Source organism: Pseudomonas sp. Z2-11 (assembly GCF_054161305.1).
In genome coordinates, this window is record NZ_CP096395.1 from 450,734 (window position 1) to 469,481 (window position 18,748).

The 18,748-nt window shown below is 61.8% G+C and carries 12 protein-coding genes; 11 read left to right on the plus strand and 1 reads right to left on the minus strand.

Annotated elements, in window-relative coordinates:
- Positions 1-201: 201 nt before the first annotated feature.
- A complete protein-coding gene (locus M1E16_RS01955) occupies positions 202-2,646 on the minus strand; it encodes a penicillin-binding protein 1A (protein WP_458130275.1) in 2,445 nt (814 codons plus the stop codon).
- Between the two features lie 208 nt (positions 2,647-2,854).
- Between M1E16_RS01955 and M1E16_RS01960 the strand changes: the two genes are divergently transcribed.
- The 11 genes from M1E16_RS01960 (at position 2,855) to hemE (ending at position 18,645) form a co-directional block, all read left to right on the plus strand.
- The gene (locus M1E16_RS01960) at positions 2,855-3,919 is read left to right on the plus strand and encodes a pilus assembly protein PilM (RefSeq protein ID WP_434570158.1); all 1,065 of its coding nucleotides are present in this window, start codon (positions 2,855-2,857) and stop codon (positions 3,917-3,919) included.
- Positions 3,919-4,485, plus strand: coding sequence for a PilN domain-containing protein (locus M1E16_RS01965; protein ID WP_458129062.1), 567 nt, complete (start codon positions 3,919-3,921; stop codon positions 4,483-4,485). Before M1E16_RS01960 ends, M1E16_RS01965 begins: the two co-directional genes overlap by 1 nt.
- The gene (pilO, locus tag M1E16_RS01970) at positions 4,482-5,105 is read left to right on the plus strand and encodes a type 4a pilus biogenesis protein PilO (protein WP_458129063.1); all 624 of its coding nucleotides are present in this window, start codon (positions 4,482-4,484) and stop codon (positions 5,103-5,105) included. Before M1E16_RS01965 ends, pilO begins: the two co-directional genes overlap by 4 nt.
- A complete protein-coding gene (locus M1E16_RS01975) occupies positions 5,102-5,647 on the plus strand; it encodes a pilus assembly protein PilP (protein ID WP_434626461.1) in 546 nt (181 codons plus the stop codon). Before pilO ends, M1E16_RS01975 begins: the two co-directional genes overlap by 4 nt.
- Entirely contained in the window at positions 5,644-7,716 is a 2,073-nt protein-coding gene (pilQ, locus tag M1E16_RS01980) for a type IV pilus secretin PilQ (RefSeq protein WP_458129064.1), read from the plus strand. Before M1E16_RS01975 ends, pilQ begins: the two co-directional genes overlap by 4 nt.
- Before the next feature lie 4 nt (positions 7,717-7,720).
- Complete coding sequence (gene aroK, locus M1E16_RS01985) at positions 7,721-8,239, plus strand: shikimate kinase AroK (protein WP_181290818.1); 519 nt, start codon at positions 7,721-7,723, stop codon at positions 8,237-8,239.
- A gap of 138 nt (positions 8,240-8,377) precedes the next feature.
- Positions 8,378-9,478 carry a 3-dehydroquinate synthase gene (gene aroB / locus M1E16_RS01990; RefSeq protein ID WP_305497349.1) on the plus strand — a complete coding sequence of 367 codons (1,101 nt, stop codon included), beginning with the start codon at positions 8,378-8,380 and terminating at the stop codon, positions 9,476-9,478.
- Positions 9,479-9,488: 10 nt separating this feature from the next.
- Positions 9,489-11,075 carry an AAA family ATPase gene (locus M1E16_RS01995; protein ID WP_458129065.1) on the plus strand — a complete coding sequence of 529 codons (1,587 nt, stop codon included), beginning with the start codon at positions 9,489-9,491 and terminating at the stop codon, positions 11,073-11,075.
- Between the two features lie 350 nt (positions 11,076-11,425).
- Positions 11,426-15,874 carry a glutamate synthase large subunit gene (gene gltB / locus M1E16_RS02000; RefSeq protein WP_434570147.1) on the plus strand — a complete coding sequence of 1,483 codons (4,449 nt, stop codon included), beginning with the start codon at positions 11,426-11,428 and terminating at the stop codon, positions 15,872-15,874.
- A gap of 33 nt (positions 15,875-15,907) precedes the next feature.
- Positions 15,908-17,326: an FAD-dependent oxidoreductase gene (locus M1E16_RS02005; protein WP_305497346.1), complete on the plus strand. Its 1,419-nt coding sequence runs from the start codon at positions 15,908-15,910 to the stop codon at positions 17,324-17,326.
- A 251-nt stretch (positions 17,327-17,577) separates the two neighbouring features.
- Positions 17,578-18,645, plus strand: coding sequence for a uroporphyrinogen decarboxylase (hemE, locus tag M1E16_RS02010; protein WP_458129066.1), 1,068 nt, complete (start codon positions 17,578-17,580; stop codon positions 18,643-18,645).
- The last annotated feature ends 103 nt before the right edge of the window (positions 18,646-18,748 follow it).

The window sequence follows — 18,748 nt, forward strand, 5'->3', positions numbered from 1 at the left end:
TAGGAATAACCCCTTCGAGAAAACCACAGAACCCGTGGCGAGGGAGCTTGCTCCCGCTGGGCTGCGCAGCAGCCCCAAAAGAGGCGGTCGCTGCGCAACCGAGCGGGAGCAAGCTCCCTCGCCACAGGTTATCTACACAATGTCCGATTGAAAAAAAGCCCCGCGCTTCTCTCGAAGGCGGGGCTTTTCGGTGGCGTCCGGTCAGAACAGATCGATCGGCGCTGCCTCATCCGCCGGCAGCGGGCTACCCGGCGCTACACCGTTGCCCAGCTCATTGACCGACGGCGGCGTGTCTTCGCTCTTGAACAGCTCGAAGTACGCGCCAGGCGTGCCTGGGGTGGCGGCGCGACCGCTGACCGGGTCGACCCGCAGGCTGAGGATGCCTTCCGGTTCCGGCTGGGTGTGGGGTGGCCGGTCCTTGAGGGCGGCGCCCATGTAGGTCATCCAGATCGGCAGCGCCACGGTACCGCCGAATTCACGACGCCCCAGGCTCTCGGGCTGATCGAAACCGGTCCAGACGGTGGTCACGTAATCGCCGTTGTAGCCCGAGAACCATGCATCCTTCGATTCGTTGGTGGTACCGGTCTTGCCGGCCAGGTCGGTGCGACCCAGTGCCAGGGCGCGCCGGCCGGTGCCGAGCTTGATCACATCCTGCAGCATGCTGTTGAGGATGTAGGTGGTACGGCCGTCAACGATGCGTTCGGCGATTGCCGGCGCTTGCGGTACGCCAGGGGCGGTGGTGGCTTCGCCGCCAGTTGCGTTGACCGTGAAGGTCTCGGCGGCGGGGGCGGCGACGCCGTCGCTGGCCTGCTCGCCTGTCGGTACTCGTGGCGGGTTGGCGACAAACAGCGTTTCGCCGTTGCGGCTTTCGATCCTGTCGATGATGTACGGAGTGATCTTGTAGCCGCCGTTGGCAAAGGTGCTCCAACCCGTGGCGATTTCCATGGGCGTCAGCGTCGCGGTGCCCAGTGCCAGGGACAGGTTGCGCGGCAGGTCCTGCTTGTTGAAGCCGAACTTGCTGATGTAGTCGATGGTGCGGTCCACGCCCAGCGCTTGCAGCAGGCGGATCGAGACAAGGTTGCGGGACTTGTACAGCGCTTCGCGCAGGCGAATCGGGCCGAGGAAGGTATTGGTGTCGTTCTTCGGTCGCCAGACCTTGTCGAGGTACTCGTCGACAAACACGATCGGCGCATCGTTGACCAGGCTGGCGGCGGTGTAGCCGTTATCCAGCGCAGCGCTGTAGACGAACGGCTTGAAGCTCGAGCCCGGTTGACGCTTGGCCTGCAAGGCGCGGTTGTAATTGCTCTGCTCGAAGGCGAAGCCACCCACCAGCGAGCGGATCGCGCCATTCTGCGGGTCCAGCGACACCAGCGCGCCTTGGGCGGCAGGTATCTGACTGAACTTGAGGGAGTTGTCCGGCTGGCGCTGTACGCGGATCAGGTCGCCGACCTGAGCGACGTCCGATGGCTGCCGCGGGTTGGCGCCCATGCTGTTGGTATTGAGGAACGGGCGGGCCCACTTCATGGAGTCCCAGGCCACGTGCTCTTCGGACTCGCCATTGCGGGTCAGGACCTTGATGCCGTCCTTGTCCACCTGAGTGACGATCGCCGGCTCCAGGCTGCTGATGGTGCGCTGCTTGGTCAGCTCCAGGGCCCAGGCTTCCTTGGTCTTGCCTGGCAGGCGCGATTCCGGCCCACGGTAGCCGTGGCGCTGGTCGTAGGTCATCAGGCCTTCGTGGAGCGCGGTATTGGCCATTTCCTGCAGGTTGCTCGGCACCGTGGTGGTGACTCGGAAACCTTCGGTATAGGCGTCGCTGCCATAGCGCCCGACCATCTCGGCCCGGGCCATTTCGGCGATGTACGGGGCGTTCACTTCCGGAGTCGGTACGTGATAGCTGGCGTTGAGCGGCTCATTGATCGCGGCGGTGTACTCGGCTTCGCTGATCTTGCCGAGCTTGTACATGCGTCCCAGGATCCAGTCGCGACGTTCCTTGCTGCGTGCCGGGTTGGCCAGCGGGTTGAAACGTGACGGTGCCTTGGGCAGGCCGGCGATCATTGCCATCTGCGCCAGGCTCACGTCGCGGATCGACTTGCCGTAATACACCTGCGCCGCCGCCTCGATGCCATAGGCGCGGTTGCCCAGGTAGATCTTGTTCACGTACAGCTCGAGGATTTCATCCTTGGTCAGTTGCCGCTCGATCTGCAGGGCCAGGAGGATCTCGGTGGTCTTGCGCGAGAAGCTGCGTTCGCTGGTCAGGAAGAAATTCTTGGCGACCTGCATGGTGATGGTGCTGCCGCCGGACTGGATGTGGCCACTCTTGACCAGTTGGCTGGCGGCGCGCATCAGGCTGCCCGGATCGACGCCATAGTGGTTGGCGAAGTTGTCGTCTTCAGCGCTTAGTAACGCATTGATGAAATTGGGCGGAATGTCGGCGAAACGGATCGGCGTGCGGCGCATTTCGCCAAATTCGGCGATCAATTTATTGTCGCTGCTGTAGACCCGCAGAGGAATCTGCAACTGAATACTTCTCAGCGCCTCCACGGACGGCAATCCCGGACTAAGGTAAAGAAAGGCACCACTCAGACCCAGGAGCAGTCCGCAGAAAACCGCGACGATGGACCATCCGAAAAATTTCAGCAGACGAATCAAGGCTTTTGGATATCCAGGCAGAGAATGAAAAAGGCGCCAGGTTCAGGGAAGAACCCATGCCAGCAACAAAGCGAAAAAAAACGCTGGGCATTATAAGCATTTTTTTTCGTCGGAAACGCCATCCGGACGTCCGTCGGACCGGGGGGATTGAACGCAATTCATATTAGAGAGTCCGTAACTCACGGATAGTCATAGGGAATTGGTAGTGCTACGACTCTTCAATAAAAAAGCCCACACACTTCTGGGAATCGACATCAGCTCGACGTCGGTGAAGCTGCTCGAGTTGAGCCGTCAGGGCGATCGTCTGCGTGTCGAGTCCTACGCTGTCGAGCCGTTGCCAGCCAATGCCGTGGTGGAAAAGAACATCGCCGAGCTGGAAGGGGTCGGCCAGGCGCTTTCACGAGTGCTGGCCAAGGCCAGGACACCCTTGCGCAACGTGGCGGTGGCCGTGGCGGGGTCGGCGGTTATCACCAAGACCATCGAGATGGACGCCGGGCTGTCCGATGACGACATGGAGAACCAGCTCAAGATCGAGGCCGACCAGTACATTCCTTATCCACTGGACGAAGTGGCGATCGATTTCGAGGTGGTCGGCGTATCGCCTCGCAGCGCCGAGCGTGTCGAGGTGCTGCTGGCGGCTTGTCGCAAAGAGAATGTCGAGGTGCGCGAGGCGGCGCTGGCGCTTGCCGGGCTGACGGCCCGGGTGGTCGATGTGGAAGCGTACGCGCTGGAGCGTGCGTTCGGCCTGCTCGCCACTCAGCTGGCGGCATCCCAGGAACGCCTGACCGTGGCGGTGATCGACATCGGAGCCACGATGACTACGCTCAGCGTGTTGCACAACGGGCGCATCATTTATACCCGCGAGCAGTTGTTCGGTGGGCGCCAGCTTACCGAGGAAATCCAGCGCCGTTATGGCCTGACGCCGGAGCAGGCCGGCCTGGCAAAAAAGCAGGGCGGCCTGCCGGACGACTATCTCGGCGAAGTGCTGCAACCATTTCGCGAAGCGCTGGTGCAGCAAGTGTCGCGTTCCCTGCAGTTTTTCTTCGCTTCAGGTCAGTACAGCGCAGTGGACCATATCCTGCTGGCGGGAGGCACGGCCTCGGTCGCAGGCCTCGACCGTTTGATCGAGCAGCGCTTGGGCACGCCTACCCAGGTGGCCAACCCGTTTACCAACATGGCCTTGAGCAGCAAGGTCAATGCCGGTGCCCTGGCCAGTGATGCGCCAGCCCTGATGATTGCCTGCGGGCTGGCCCTCAGGAGTTTCGACTGATGGCGCGGATCAACCTGCTTCCCTGGCGCGAAGAACTGCGCGAAGAGCGGCGCAAGCGCTTCTTGCTGGCATTGGTGGGGGCGCTGGTCGGTGCGGTGGGGTTAACGCTGCTGGCGGCACAGTACCTGAGCAACGAGATCGACTACCAAATGGCGCGCAACGCCCATCTGACCGGGGAAATCGCCGTGCTGGACGAGCGCATCAAGCAGATCAGCGAGCTGAAGGCTCGGCGCCAGCAACTGTTGGAGCGCATGCGGATCATCCAGGACTTGCAGGGCAACCGGCCGGTCAGTGCGCGCATTTTCGATCAACTGGCGCGGACCCTGCCGGATGGGGTGTTTTTCACTGACGTGAAAATGGAAGAGGGCACGCTCTCCATCAAAGGGGCTGCGGCGTCAAACAACCGGGTCTCGGACCTGATGCGCAACCTCGACTCGTCGGAGCTGTTCGATGCGCCCAGCCTGACGGAGGTCAAGGCCACCACGGCGGGCCAGCTCGACCAGGCCAATGTCTTCCAGCTGACGGTTCGCCAGACCCGTCCGGCCGATGCGGAGGACGCCCAATGAAGCCGGCAGAGTGGTTCGACGCGCTGCGCAAGATCGATCTCAGTGACCTGGACACCAACAACGTCGGTTCATGGCCGACGCCGGTCAAGTGGCTGGCCGGCATCATGCTAGTGGTCCTGGTGCTCGGCCTGGGCTACAACTTTGCCCTCAGTGACCTGGAAAACCAGCTGCAGCAGGTCCGTGAGGAGGAGAACACCCTCAAGGCCCAATTCGCCGGCAAGGCGCACATGGCGGCGAACCTGGAGCGCTATACCGAGCAGATGAAGCAGATGGAAACTTCCTTTGGCGTGCTGTTGCGGCAATTGCCCAGTGACACCGAAGTGCCGGGCCTGCTTGAGGACATCACGCGCACCGGCCTGGGCAGCGGCCTGGAGTTCGAGGAGATCAAGTTGCTGCCGGAGGTCACCCAGCCGTTCTACATCGAGTTGCCGATCCAGATCACTGTGACCGGCGGCTACCATGACCTGGCGACCTTCGTCAGCGGCGTAGCCGGGTTGCCCCGGATCGTCACCCTGCACGATTTCGAGATCGCGCCGATGGAGCCGGAGGCGGGGACGAAGCTGCGCATGAACATCCAGGCCAAGACCTACCGGTACAACGAGCAGGAGGCGCAGCCATGACGCCGGTCTGCCGCCTGGGTCTGCTGGTCGGGCTGGTTGCGCTGGCCGGGTGCAACAACGACAACGGTTTCAGTGACCTGGATGCCTACATGAACGAGATGCGCCTGCGCCCGCCCGGCAAGATCGAGCCAATGCCGACCTTCAGGCCTCACGAAACCTTTACCTACAGCGCGGCCAACTTGCGCAGCCCTTTTTCCCGGCAGGTTCCAGTCGATCAGGCTGGTCGACAGCAGGGCTCGCGCAACGTCCGCCCCGACCCGAACCGAGTCAAGCAATACCTGGAAGGCTTCAACATCGAGCAATTCGAGATGGTCGGTACGATCTCCAATGCCAGTGGCTCTTTTGCGCTGTTGCGTGGCGCTGGTGGGGTACACCGGCTGAAGGTCGGAGATTACCTGGGGCGTAACGACGGGCGGATCATCGCTATCAGCGCCACCCAGGTTGAAGTGGTCGAAATCGTTCCCGATGGCCAGGGCGCCTGGCTGGAGCGGCCGCGGACCATTCCCTTGAAAGAGCACTCAATAGTGGAACTCCAACAATGAACAGGATTTTTTCAGCCCTCGGTATTTCGCTATGGATAGCGTTGTTGTCGCCGGTGGTTCATGGCGCCAGCCTGAAAGCGCTGGACGTGGCGGCGTTACCGGGGGACCGGGTCGAGTTGAAGTTGACCTTCGACGGGCCGCCGCCCAAGCCCCGTGGTTATACCACCGAGCAACCGGCCCGGATTGCGCTTGATCTGCAGGGGGTGACCAGCCAACTGGCCAGCAAGAGCCGCGACCTGGGCAGCGGCAATGCCCGCAGCGCCACCGTGGTCGAGGCGGGGGATCGGACCCGGTTGATCATCGGCCTTACGCAACTGGCGCCCTATGACACGCGCGTGGAGGGCAACAACCTGTTTGTGGTGGTTGGCAAGGGCGCGACCCCGAGGAGTCCAACCCAACCCGCTCGCTCGGCAGCCCCCGTCCCTGCGCCTGCCAGGGCTCGCGCCCCGGCGGGCAAAGCCATTCGCGGCGTGGATTTCCAGCGCGGGACCCAGGGCGAAGGCAATGTGGTGATCGATTTGTCCGATCCGTCGATCGCCCCGGACATCCAGGAGCGCGAAGGCAAGATCATCCTCGATTTCGCCAGGACCCAGTTGCCCGAGCCGCTAAGGGTGCGCCTGGACGTCAAGGATTTCGCCACCCCGGTGCAGTTCATCAATGCCAGCGCCGCCTCCGATCGCGCCACCATCAGCATCGAGCCCAGCGGAACCTTCGATTACTCGACCTACCAGACCGACAACAAGCTGACCGTCAGTGTCCGGCCGATGACCGTCGAGGACCTGCAAAAACGCGATACCGATCGAGCCGCCTATAACGGCGAAAAACTGTCCCTGAACTTCCAGGACATCGAGGTGCGTTCGGTACTGCAGCTGATTGCCGATTTCACCAACCTCAACCTGGTGGCCAGCGATACGGTGCAGGGCGGTATCACCCTGCGGTTGCAGAACGTGCCGTGGGATCAGGCGCTGGACCTTGTGCTCAAGACCAAGGGGCTCGACAAGCGCAAGGTGGGGAACGTGCTGCTGGTGGCGCCGGCCGACGAGATCGCCGCTCGCGAACGGCAGGAGCTGGAATCGCAGAAGCAGATCGCCGACCTCGCCCCGCTGCGCCGCGAACTGTTGCAGGTCAACTATGCGAAGGCGGCGGATATCGCCAAACTCTTCCAGTCGGTGACCAGTGCCGAGGCCAAGGCCGATGAGCGCGGCACGATCACGGTGGATGAGCGGACCAACAACATCATCGCCTACCAGACCCAGGACCGGCTCGACGAACTGCGGCGGATCGTGGCGCAGCTGGATATCCCGGTGCGCCAGGTGATGATCGAGGCGCGTATCGTCGAGGCCAACGTCGACTACGACAAAAGCCTGGGCGTGCGCTGGGGGGGCTCGATACAGAACAAGGGCAACTGGAACTCTTCCGGGGTGACCACCGGTGATTCCACCACCATTGGTACGCCGGGCAGCACCAGCACCAACCAGCCATTCGTCGACCTCGGCGCCTCTGGCAATACCTCGGGGATCGGTATCGCGTTCATCACCGACAACGTCCTGCTCGACCTTGAGCTGACGGCCATGGAGAAAACCGGCAACGGTGAAATCGTCTCACAGCCCAAGGTGGTGACCTCCGACAAGGAGACGGCAAAAATCCTCAAGGGCACGGAGATTCCCTACCAGGAGGCCAGCTCCAGCGGCGCCACCTCGGTGTCGTTCAAGGAGGCCTCGTTGTCGCTTGAGGTCACGCCGCAGATAACCCCGGACAACCGCATCATCATGGAGGTCAAGGTCACCAAGGATGAGCCGGACTACCTGAACAAGGTCCAGGATGTACCGCCGATCAAGAAAAACGAGGTCAACGCCAAGGTGCTGGTCAACGACGGCGAGACCATTGTGATTGGGGGCGTTTTCTCAAATACTCAGAGCAAGGTTGTAGATAAGGTGCCATTTCTTGGCGATGTGCCGTATCTTGGCCGCCTTTTCCGGCGTGATGTGGTTTCGGAGAAAAAATCCGAGCTGCTGGTATTTCTCACTCCGCGTATCATGAACAACCAGGCGATTGCTGTGAGTCGTTGATTCTGTGCGAAATTTGATTCTTGTTGGGCCGATGGGGGCTGGAAAAAGCACCATCGGTCGTTTGCTGGCCAAAGAGCTGCGCCTGCCATTCAAAGATTCCGACAAGGAAATTGAATTGCGCACGGGCGCCAATATCCCATGGATCTTCGATAAGGAAGGCGAACCGGGTTTTCGCGACCGCGAGCAGGCGATGATTGCCGAGCTGTGCGGTTTCGAAGGCGTGGTGCTGGCCACCGGTGGCGGCGCGGTCATGCGCGAGGCCAATCGTCGGGCGCTGCATGCCGGCGGACGGGTGGTCTACCTGCACGCCTCCGTTGAACAACAGGTGGGTCGCACCGCCCGTGATCGCAACCGGCCGCTGTTGCGCACCGCCGACCCGGCCAAGACGCTGCGGGACCTGCTCGAATTGCGTGATCCGCTGTATCGGGAAATTGCCGACCTGGTCATCGAAACCGATGAACGGCCGCCACGGATGGTGGTGCTGGAAATTCTCGATCGCCTTCAGCAACTGCCACCCCGTTAATGCGCCGAGCGAAATGCGCTATCCTCGACGTCCCGTTTTGGCTCGACTGGGTTGTGGCGGATGGCCATTAACTGAGGCACCGTGGACTTCGTTAATTGCAGGTAGGGATGCCTGATTTCATCTTCACTGTGGGGACACATGCAGACACTTAAGGTCGACCTGGGCGAGCGCAGCTACCCGATTCATATTGGCGAAGGCTTGCTCGACCAGCCCGAACTGCTGGCGCCGCATATCGCCGGACGGCAAGTCGCGATCATCACCAACGAAACCGTCGCTCCTTTGTACCTGGAACGCCTGACTCGCAGCCTGTCGGCTTTTTCCGTCATTTCCGTCGTACTGCCCGACGGCGAAGCATTCAAGAACTGGGAAACCCTGCAATTGATCTTCGACGGCCTGCTGACCGCGCGGCATGATCGCCGCACCACGGTGGTCGCCCTGGGCGGCGGCGTGATCGGCGACATGGCCGGGTTCGCTGCGGCGTGCTATCAACGCGGTGTGGATTTCATCCAGATTCCTACCACGCTGCTATCGCAGGTCGATTCGTCCGTGGGCGGAAAGACCGGCATCAACCATCCGCTGGGCAAGAACATGGTGGGCGCGTTCTATCAGCCCAACGTGGTGCTCATCGACACCGCCTCCCTCAAGACGTTGCCGGCCCGTGAACTGTCCGCAGGCCTGGCTGAAGTGATCAAGTACGGGCTGATCTGCGACGAGCCGTTCCTCGGCTGGCTCGAAGAAAACGTCGACCGCCTGCGTGCGCTGGATCAGCAGGCCCTGACTTACGCGATCGAGCGCTCTTGCGCAGCCAAGGCTGCCGTGGTCGGCGCCGATGAGCGCGAATCGGGTGTGCGTGCCACGCTCAACCTCGGCCATACCTTCGGTCATGCCATCGAGACCCATATGGGCTATGGCGTCTGGCTGCACGGTGAGGCCGTTGCCGCAGGGACGGTCATGGCCCTGGAAATGTCCGCGCGCCTGGGTTGGATCAGCCAGCAGGAACGCGATCGTGGTATTCGCCTGTTTCAACGTGCCGGGTTGCCGGTGGTTCCGCCGGAAGAAATGACCGAAGCGGATTTTCTTGAACACATGGCAATCGACAAAAAAGTGATCGACGGTCGTCTGCGTCTGGTGCTGCTGCGCCGCATGGGCGAAGCGGTAGTGACCGACGATTATCCGAAAGAGGTTCTACAGGCCACGCTGGGAGCGGATTACCGCGCCCTGGCTCAGCTTAAAGGTTAATAAGATTCCGATGACTAGTCTGCATGCCGACGAGGCGTTCCTCGGCCATTTCCAATTGAGTCATGATCCTTTCGCTCCACGGGTCCCGGGCTTCAAGTTTTTCCCTGCCCAACGCAAGCCAGTGCTGGGCCAGTTGCACCATCTGGCCCGCTACAGCCAATTGCTGCTGGTGGTCACCGGTCCCCAGGGCAGTGGCAAGACCTTGCTGCGCCAGGCCCTGGTGGCCAGTACCAACAAGCAGTCGGTGCAAAGCGTGGTGGTATCGGCCCGTGGTGCGGGTGATGCCGCGGGTGTGCTGCGCCAGGTGGCCCAGGCTCTGAATGTCGCCCAGGCGGAAATCGGCGCGATTCTCGACCAGATCGTACAATTGGCGCTCACCGGACAGGAAGTCTACCTGCTGGTGGACGATGCCGAACAACTCGACGAATCGGCCCTGGAGGCGCTGCTGGCCCTGGCTGCCGGTGCGCCGGAAGGCCGTCCTCATGTGTTCCTGTTTGGTGAGTCGTCGCTGATCGCGGAGCTGGACCAGTTGGAGCTCGAGGAAGAGCGTTTCCACGTTATCGAACTCGCGCCCTACACCGAGGAAGAAACCCGTGAATACCTGGCCCAGCGGCTGGAGGGGGCTGGCCGGGGTATCGAACTTTTCACCGCGGATCAGATCTCTGAGATTCACGAAAGCTCGGACGGCTGGCCTGGCAACATCAACCAGGTGGCCCGAGATGCTCTGATCGAAATCATGATCGCCAGCCGCTCAGCGGTGAAGCGTCCAAGTATGGGGTTCAACATGCCGAAGAAACACGTATTGGCGATTTCCGCCGTTGTCGTGGTTGCGGTGGCCGCCGCCTGGCTGATGCCAGGTCGCAACAAGGCACCGACCACCGGCGCACCTGCCAACGAACAGGCACAGCTGCCTCTCGGTCAGGGCACGCCGCAACCCAACGGTGGTGCGCCGGCGGTGGAGTTTGCCGGCAATACCCAGCCGATGCCGCTGCCGCTGGTCGGCCAGTCACAACCGGTCATGCGTGGTCCCCTGGCTGAGGCCGCGGGGGGTATCACCGAAGGCGACGATGGCGCGCCGCCGCCGATCGATGACAGCAGCGACGTGCCGCCAACCGTGACCACCACCGCACCACCCGCGGGCGTGCCAGCCGGTCCGGCACCGACGCCGACACCTGCCCCGGCTGCCAAACCGACCCCTGCGCCTACCCAGGTCGCCACCGCCAAGCCGGCCCCGACCCCGGCCGCCCCAGCGGCCAAGCCAGCACCGGCGCCTGCGGCCAAGCCTGCCGCCACCCCGGCCAAAGCCACGGGCGGTAGCTGGTACGCAGGTCAGGCACCGGGCAACTACGTGGTGCAGATCCTCGGCACCAGTTCCGAAGCCACTGCGCAGAACTTCGTCAAGGAGCAGGGCGGCGAGTACCGTTATTTCAAGAAAGTGCTCAACGGCAAGCCGCTTTATGTCATCACCTACGGCAGCTTTGCCAATCGTGACGCAGCCGTTTCCGCCATCAAGGCCTTGCCAGCGAAGGTTCAGGCTGGTAAACCTTGGCCTCGCACTGTCGCCAGCGTCCAACAGGAACTGGCAGCAACTCGCTGATGATTCGGCGGCCTTACCCAGGCCGCCTCTCCCGGCAACCTCAAAATTTCCGCAAGGGCGGGCGACCTTTCAGGCCGCGCGCCTTGTGGTGTCTGCGTCACAGTAGCGTTTGAGTCGTAGCGGTCGAACCCAAAAAAGTTTTGACTAGCACAGCATATAGCTTTAAACCTTTCACAAATGCGACATGGATTTGCGACAGTTCGTCGTCAAATTTGTGAGCCTCTGTGTCGGTGTGTACAATGACCTCCCTTTTGCCCCCGCAAAGCTGGCGTACGTTCGGCGCGGCACGCAACTGGCTGAATTGAAAAGAAATTTGCCTCGATAAGAGGCAGCCTGGTGAGAAAGTGTCTATGAAAGCAGGTCTGTACCAACCAGATGAATTCAAGGATAACTGCGGTTTCGGCCTGATAGCCCATATGCAGGGCGAGCCCAGTCATACCCTTTTGCAAACGGCCATTGAGGCCCTGACCTGCATGACCCACCGTGGTGGGATCAACGCCGACGGCAAGACCGGCGACGGCTGTGGCTTGCTGATTCAAAAGCCTGACGAGTTCCTGCGCGCCATCGCCCAGGAAACGTTTGGCGTGACCCTGCCCAAGCAGTACGCCGTGGGCATGGTGTTTTTCAACCAGGACCCGGTAAAGGCACAAGCCGCTCGCGAGAACATGAACCGGGAGATCCTCGCCGCCGGCCTGCAACTGGTCGGCTGGCGCAAAGTGCCGATCGACACCAGCGTCCTCGGCCGCCTGGCCCTTGAGCGCCTGCCGCTGATCGAGCAAGTGTTCATTGCCGGTGAAGGTTTGAGCGACCAGGAAATGTCGATCAAGCTGTTCAGCTCCCGTCGTCGTTCGTCCGTGGCCAACGCCGCTGATACCGACCACTACATCTGCAGCTTTTCCCACAAGACCATCATTTACAAAGGCCTGATGATGCCGGCGGACCTCACCGCCTTTTATCCGGACCTGAGCGATGAGCGCCTGAAAACCGCGATCTGCGTATTCCACCAGCGCTTCTCCACCAACACCCTGCCGAAATGGCCGCTGGCCCAGCCCTTCCGTTTCCTCGCGCACAACGGCGAGATCAACACCATCACCGGCAACCGCAACTGGGCCCTGGCCCGTCGCACCAAGTTCGCCAATGACCTGATGCCGGACCTCGAAGAGCTCGGCCCGCTGGTCAACCGTGTGGGTTCTGACTCCTCGAGCATGGACAACATGCTCGAACTGATGGTGACCGGCGGCATCGACCTGTTCCGTGGCGTGCGCATGCTTGTTCCGCCAGCCTGGCAGAACGTCGAAACCATGGACCCGGACCTGCGCGCCTTCTACGAATACAACTCCATGCACATGGAGCCGTGGGACGGCCCGGCCGGTATCGTCATGACCGACGGTCGCTACGCGGTATGCCTGCTCGACCGTAACGGTCTGCGTCCGGCGCGCTGGGTCACCACCACCAATGGTTTCATCACCCTGGCGTCGGAAATCGGCGTGTGGAACTACCAGCCCGAAGACGTCATCGCCAAAGGCCGCGTGGGCCCTGGGCAGATTTTTGCCGTGGACACCGAGACCGGGCAGATCCTCGACACCGACGCGATCGACAACCGTCTGAAGTCCCGTCATCCCTACAAGCAGTGGCTGCGCAAGAATGCCTTGCGCATCCAGGCGACCATGGAAGACAACGACCACGGCTCGGCTTTCTACGACGTCGACCAGCTCAAGCAGTACATGAAGATGTACCAGGTGACGTTCGAAGAGCGTGACCAGGTGTTGCGTCCGCTGGGCGAGCAGGGCTACGAAGCGGTCGGCTCCATGGGCGATGACACGCCGATGGCCGTGCTGTCCCAGCGCGTGCGCACGCCATATGACTATTTCCGCCAGCAGTTCGCCCAGGTAACCAACCCGCCGATCGACCCGCTGCGCGAAGCGATCGTGATGTCCCTGGAAATCTGCCTCGGTGCCGAGCGCAACATTTTCCAGGAGTCGCCGGAACACGCTTCGCGGGTGATCCTCAGCTCGCCGGTCATTTCTCCGGCCAAGTGGCGCTCGCTGACCAACCTTGATCGTCCCGGCTTCGAACGCCAGGTCATCGACCTGAACTACGACGAAAGCGTCGGCCTGGAAGCGGCGATCCGCAACGTTGCCGATCAGGCCGAAGAAGCCGCGCGTGCCGGACGTACCCAGATCGTTCTGACCGACCGTCATATCGCGCCCGGCAAGCTGCCGATCCACGCCTCGCTGGCCACCGGTGCGGTGCACCATCGCCTGACCGAAAAAGGCCTGCGCTGCGATTCCAACATCCTCGTGGAAACCGCCACGGCTCGCGACCCGCATCACTTTGCGGTGCTGATCGGCTTTGGCGCCTCGGCGGTGTACCCGTTCCTGGCCTACGAAGTGCTGGGCGACCTGATCCGTACCGGTGAAGTGCTGGGCGACCTCTATGAGGTGTTCAAGAACTACCGCAAAGGCATCACCAAGGGTCTGCTCAAGATCCTCTCGAAGATGGGTATCTCGACTATCGCCTCGTACCGTGGCGCGCAGTTGTTCGAGGCTATCGGCCTGTCCGAAGAAGTCTGCGAGCTGAGCTTCCGTGGTGTCCCGAGCCGCATCAAGGGCGCCCGTTTCGTCGACATCGAAGCCGAGCAGAAAGCCCTGGCCGCCGAAGCCTGGAGCCCGCGCAAGCCGATCCAGCAGGGCGGTCTGCTGAAGTTCGTCCACGGTGGCGAATACCACGCCTACAACCCGGACGTGGTCAACACCCTGCAAGCCGCCGTGCAACAGGGCGACTACGGCAAGTTCAAGGAGTACACGGCGCTGGTGGATAACCGCCCGGTGTCGATGATCCGCGACCTGCTCAAGGTCAAGACCCTCGACACGCCGCTGGATATCAGCGAAGTGGAGCCGCTGGAGTCGGTACTCAAGCGTTTCGACTCCGCCGGCATCTCCTTGGGCGCCTTGTCTCCGGAAGCCCACGAAGCCCTGGCCGAAGCCATGAACCGCCTCGGTGCGCGTTCGAACTCCGGCGAAGGCGGCGAAGACCCGGCGCGCTACGGCACCATCAAGAGTTCGAAAATCAAGCAGGTGGCCACCGGCCGCTTCGGTGTGACGCCGGAGTATCTGGTCAACGCTGAAGTGCTGCAGATCAAGGTTGCCCAGGGCGCCAAGCCCGGCGAAGGCGGCCAGCTGCCTGGCGGCAAGGTCAATGGCCTGATCGCCAAGCTGCGCTATGCGGTCCCCGGCGTGACGCTGATTTCGCCACCGCCGCACCATGACATCTACTCGATCGAAGACTTGTCGCAACTGATCTTCGACCTCAAGCAGGTGAACCCGAAGGCCCTGGTCTCGGTGAAACTGGTGGCGGAAGCCGGCGTCGGCACGATTGCCGCCGGCGTGGCGAAAGCCTATGCCGACCTGATCACGATCTCCGGCTACGACGGCGGCACCGGTGCCTCGCCGCTGACCTCGATCAAGTACGCTGGCGCGCCGTGGGAACTGGGCCTGGCCGAAACCCACCAGACCCTGCGCGGCAACGACCTGCGCGGCAAGGTGCGGGTGCAGACCGACGGGGGCCTGAAGACCGGCCTCGACGTGATCAAGGCCGCCATTCTCGGTGCCGAGAGCTTCGGCTTCGGTACCGCGCCGATGATCGCCCTGGGCTGCAAATACCTGCGCATCTGCCATCTGAACAACTGCGCCACGGGCGTGGCGACCCAGAACGAGAAGTTGCGCAAGGATCACTACATCGGCACCGTCGACATGGTGGTGAATTTCTTCACCTACGTGGCCGAAGAGACCCGTGAGTGGCTGGCCAAGCTGGGCGTGCGCTCGCTGGAAGAGCTGATCGGCCGCACCGATCTGCTCGAAGTGCTCGAAGGCCAGACCGCCAAGCAGCATCACCTGGACCTGACCCCTTTGCTGGGCAGCGACCTGATCCCGGCGGACAAGCCACAATTCTGCCAGGTCGATCGCAACCCGCCGTTCGACAAGGGCGAGCTGGCCGAGAAGATGGTCGACATGGCCGCTTCGGCGATCAATGACCTGAGCGGTGCTCAGTTCGAGCTGAATATCTGCAACTGCGACCGCTCCATCGGCGCGCGGATTTCCGGCGAGATCGCCCGCAAGCACGGCAACCAGGGCATGGCTCACGCGCCGATCACGTTCCGCTTCAAGGGCACGGCCGGGCAAAGCTTCGGCGTCTGGAACGCCGGTGGCCTGAACATGTACCTGGAAGGTGACGCAAACGACTACGTGGGCAAGGGCATGACCGGCGGCAAACTGGTCATCGTTCCGCCCAAGGGCAGTGTCTACCGGACCCAGGACAGTGCGATCATCGGCAACACCTGCCTCTACGGCGCCACGGGCGGCAAGCTGTTCGCCGCCGGCACCGCGGGTGAGCGTTTCGCCGTACGTAACTCCGGCGCCCACACCGTGGTGGAAGGCACCGGCGATCACTGCTGCGAGTACATGACCGGTGGTTTCGTCTGCGTACTGGGCAAGACCGGTTACAACTTCGGCTCAGGCATGACCGGCGGTTTCGCCTATGTGCTCGACCAGGACAACAGCTTCGTCGACCGGGTCAACCACGAACTGGTGGAAATCCAGCGGATCAGCGGCGAGGCGATGGAAGCCTACCGCAGCCACCTGCAACGCGTGCTGAACGAATACGTCGAGGAAACCGACAGTGAGTGGGGTCGTGAACTCGCCGAGAACCTCGATGACTACGTACGTCGTTTCTGGCTGGTCAAGCCGAAAGCGGCCAACCTGAAGTCGTTGCTTTCCAGCACCCGTGCCAACCCGCAGTGATATGCGCCTGAAGAGTTTGATGAGGTTTTAACAATGGCTGAACGTCTGAATAACGACTTCCAGTTCATCGATGTCGGGCGCAAGGATCCGAAGAAGAAACTGTTGCGTCAACGCAAGAAAGAGTTCGTGGAAATCTACGAGCCCTTCAAACCCCAGCAGTCGGCCGACCAGGCCCACCGCTGCCTGGGTTGCGGTAACCCGTACTGCGAATGGAAGTGCCCGGTGCACAACTTCATTCCCAACTGGCTGAAGCTGGTGGCCGAGGGCAACATCCTCCAGGCCGCCGAACTGTCCCACCAGACCAACACCTTGCCGGAAGTCTGCGGCCGGGTGTGCCCGCAGGATCGCCTGTGCGAGGGTGCCTGCACCCTCAACGACGGTTTTGGCGCGGTGACCATCGGTTCGGTGGAGAAGTACATCACCGACACCGCATTCGCCATGGGCTGGCGCCCGGACATGTCCAAGGTCAAGCCGACCGGCAAGCGTGTCGCGATCATCGGCGCCGGTCCGGCGGGCCTGGGCTGTGCCGACGTATTGGTGCGCGGTGGCGTGACCCCGGTGGTGTTCGACAAGAACCCGGAGATCGGTGGGCTGCTGACCTTCGGCATTCCCGAGTTCAAGCTCGAAAAGAGCGTGTTGAGCAATCGTCGCGAAGTCTTCACCGGCATGGGCATCGAGTTCCGCCTGAACACCGAGGTGGGCAAGGACGTCACCATGGAGCAACTGCTTGAGGAATACGACGCGGTCTTCATGGGCATGGGCACCTACACCTACATGAAGGGCGGCTTTGCCGGCGAGGACCTGCCGGGCGTCTACGACGCGCTGGACTTCCTGATCGCCAACGTCAACCGCAACCTGGGCTTTGAAAAGTCGCCGGAAGATTTCGTCGACATGAAAGGCAAGAAAGTCGTGGTACTCGGTGGTGGCGACACGGCGATGGACTGCAACCGCACCTCGATTCGCCAGGGCGCCAAGTCGGTGACCTGCGCCTATCGTCGTGACGAAGCGAACATGCCTGGCTCGCGCAAAGAGGTAAAGAACGCCAAGGAAGAGGGCGTGAAATTCCTCTACAACCGCCAGCCGATTGCGATTGTCGGGGAAGACAAGGTCGAAGGCGTGAAGGTGGTCGAGACCCGTCTTGGCGAACCGGATGCCCGTGGCCGCCGCAGCCCCGAGCCGATCCCCGGTTCCGAAGAGATCATCCCGGCCGACGCCGTGGTCATCGCCTTCGGTTTCCGTCCAAGCCCGGCGCCGTGGTTCGAGCAGTTCAGCATCCAGACCGACAGCCAGGGCCGCGTTGTTGCCCCGGAACAAGGCCAGTACAAGCACCAGACCAGCAATCCGAAGATCTTCGCCGGTGGCGACATGGTCCGCGGTTCGGACCTGGTGGTGACGGCGATCTTCGAAGGCCGCAATGCGGCGGAAGGGATTCTGGATTACTTGCAGGTCTGATCACTTTCCATAGTTGAAATGCGATCAGAATGTGGGAGCGAGCTTGCTCGCGATAGCGGTGGATCAGTCGACGAACATGTTGAATGTGACGCCCTCATCGCGAGCAAGCTCGCTCCCACAGGTGTTTGTGGTGTTGCGAAAATTGCTTGGCACCGCGACAAATTGCCCCGATAGATAAAAGGCACGGCTCTTGCCGTGCCTTTTGCGTCGCGCTCTGAGAAAATGCCCGCACTTTTTTTCCGGATGCCGACATGACTGCCCTGAAGAACGACCGTTTCCTTCGCGCCCTGCTCAAGCAACCTGTAGACGTCACCCCGGTGTGGATGATGCGCCAGGCCGGTCGCTATCTGCCGGAGTACCGCGCCAGCCGCGCCAAGGCCGGCGACTTCATGAGCCTGTGCATGAACCCCCAGTTCGCCTGTGAAGTCACGATGCAGCCGCTGGACCGCTACCCGCAGCTGGACGCGGCGATTCTGTTCTCCGACATCCTCACCATCCCTGACGCCATGGGCCAGGGCTTGTACTTCGAGACTGGCGAAGGCCCGCGCTTCAGGAAAGTCGTCAGCAGCCTGGCCGACATCGAGGCGTTGCCGATTCCCGATCCGCAGAAAGACCTCGGCTATGTCATGGACGCCGTCAGCACCATTCGCCGCGAACTGAACGGCCGCGTGCCGCTGATCGGTTTCTCCGGCAGCCCATGGACGCTCGCGACCTATATGGTCGAAGGTGGCTCGTCGAAAGACTTCCGCAAGACCAAGGCCATGCTCTACGACAACCCCGAGGCCATGCATTTGCTGCTGGACAAGCTGGCGCAGTCGGTCACGTCCTATCTCAACGGCCAGATCATGGCCGGTGCGCAAGCGGTGCAGATCTTCGACACCTGGGGCGGCAACCTGTCGGCGGCGGCGTACCAGGAGTTTTCCCTGGCCTACATGCGCAAGATCGTCAGCGGCCTGATTCGCGAACACGAAGATCGCAAAGTCCCGGTGATCCTGTTCACCAAGAATGGCGGGTTGTGGCTGGAAAGCATCGCCGATGCCGGCGCCGACGCCCTGGGCCTGGACTGGACCTGTGACATCGGCAATGCCCGCGAGCGCGTCGGTGCCAGAGTCGCGCTGCAAGGCAACATGGATCCGACCGTGCTGTATGCCAAGCCAGAAGCCATCCGTGCCGAAGTCGGACGCATCCTCGCCAGTTACGGCAAGGGCAGCGGGCACGTGTTCAATCTCGGTCACGGGATCACCCCGGAAGTCGACCCGGAACACGCCGGGGCTTTCCTGCGGGCGGTGCATGAGTTGTCGGCGCAATATCACGGGTAATGTCGCGGCATCCTGAAACCTGTCCGGACTTGTGCCGGGCAGGTTTTTTTATGCCGGTTGTATTTAATTCTTATTAAAATTTTTAAGATTTACGAATTTCTGT

What these genes read in the sequence shown, in the direction of transcription:
- M1E16_RS01965 (WP_458129062.1), top strand. Translation starts at nt 3,919, where the DNA reads ATGGCGCGGATCAACCTGCTTCCCTGGCGCGAAGAACTGCGCGAAGAG.
- pilQ (WP_458129064.1), top strand. Translation starts at nt 5,644, where the DNA reads ATGAACAGGATTTTTTCAGCCCTCGGTATTTCGCTATGGATAGCGTTG.
- M1E16_RS02005 (WP_305497346.1), top strand. Translation starts at nt 15,908, where the DNA reads ATGGCTGAACGTCTGAATAACGACTTCCAGTTCATCGATGTCGGGCGC.
- hemE (WP_458129066.1), top strand. Translation starts at nt 17,578, where the DNA reads ATGACTGCCCTGAAGAACGACCGTTTCCTTCGCGCCCTGCTCAAGCAA.
- M1E16_RS01995 (WP_458129065.1), top strand. Translation starts at nt 9,489, where the DNA reads ATGACTAGTCTGCATGCCGACGAGGCGTTCCTCGGCCATTTCCAATTG.
- pilO (WP_458129063.1), top strand. Translation starts at nt 4,482, where the DNA reads ATGAAGCCGGCAGAGTGGTTCGACGCGCTGCGCAAGATCGATCTCAGT.
- gltB (WP_434570147.1), top strand. Translation starts at nt 11,426, where the DNA reads ATGAAAGCAGGTCTGTACCAACCAGATGAATTCAAGGATAACTGCGGT.
- aroB (WP_305497349.1), top strand. Translation starts at nt 8,378, where the DNA reads ATGCAGACACTTAAGGTCGACCTGGGCGAGCGCAGCTACCCGATTCAT.
- M1E16_RS01975 (WP_434626461.1), top strand. Translation starts at nt 5,102, where the DNA reads ATGACGCCGGTCTGCCGCCTGGGTCTGCTGGTCGGGCTGGTTGCGCTG.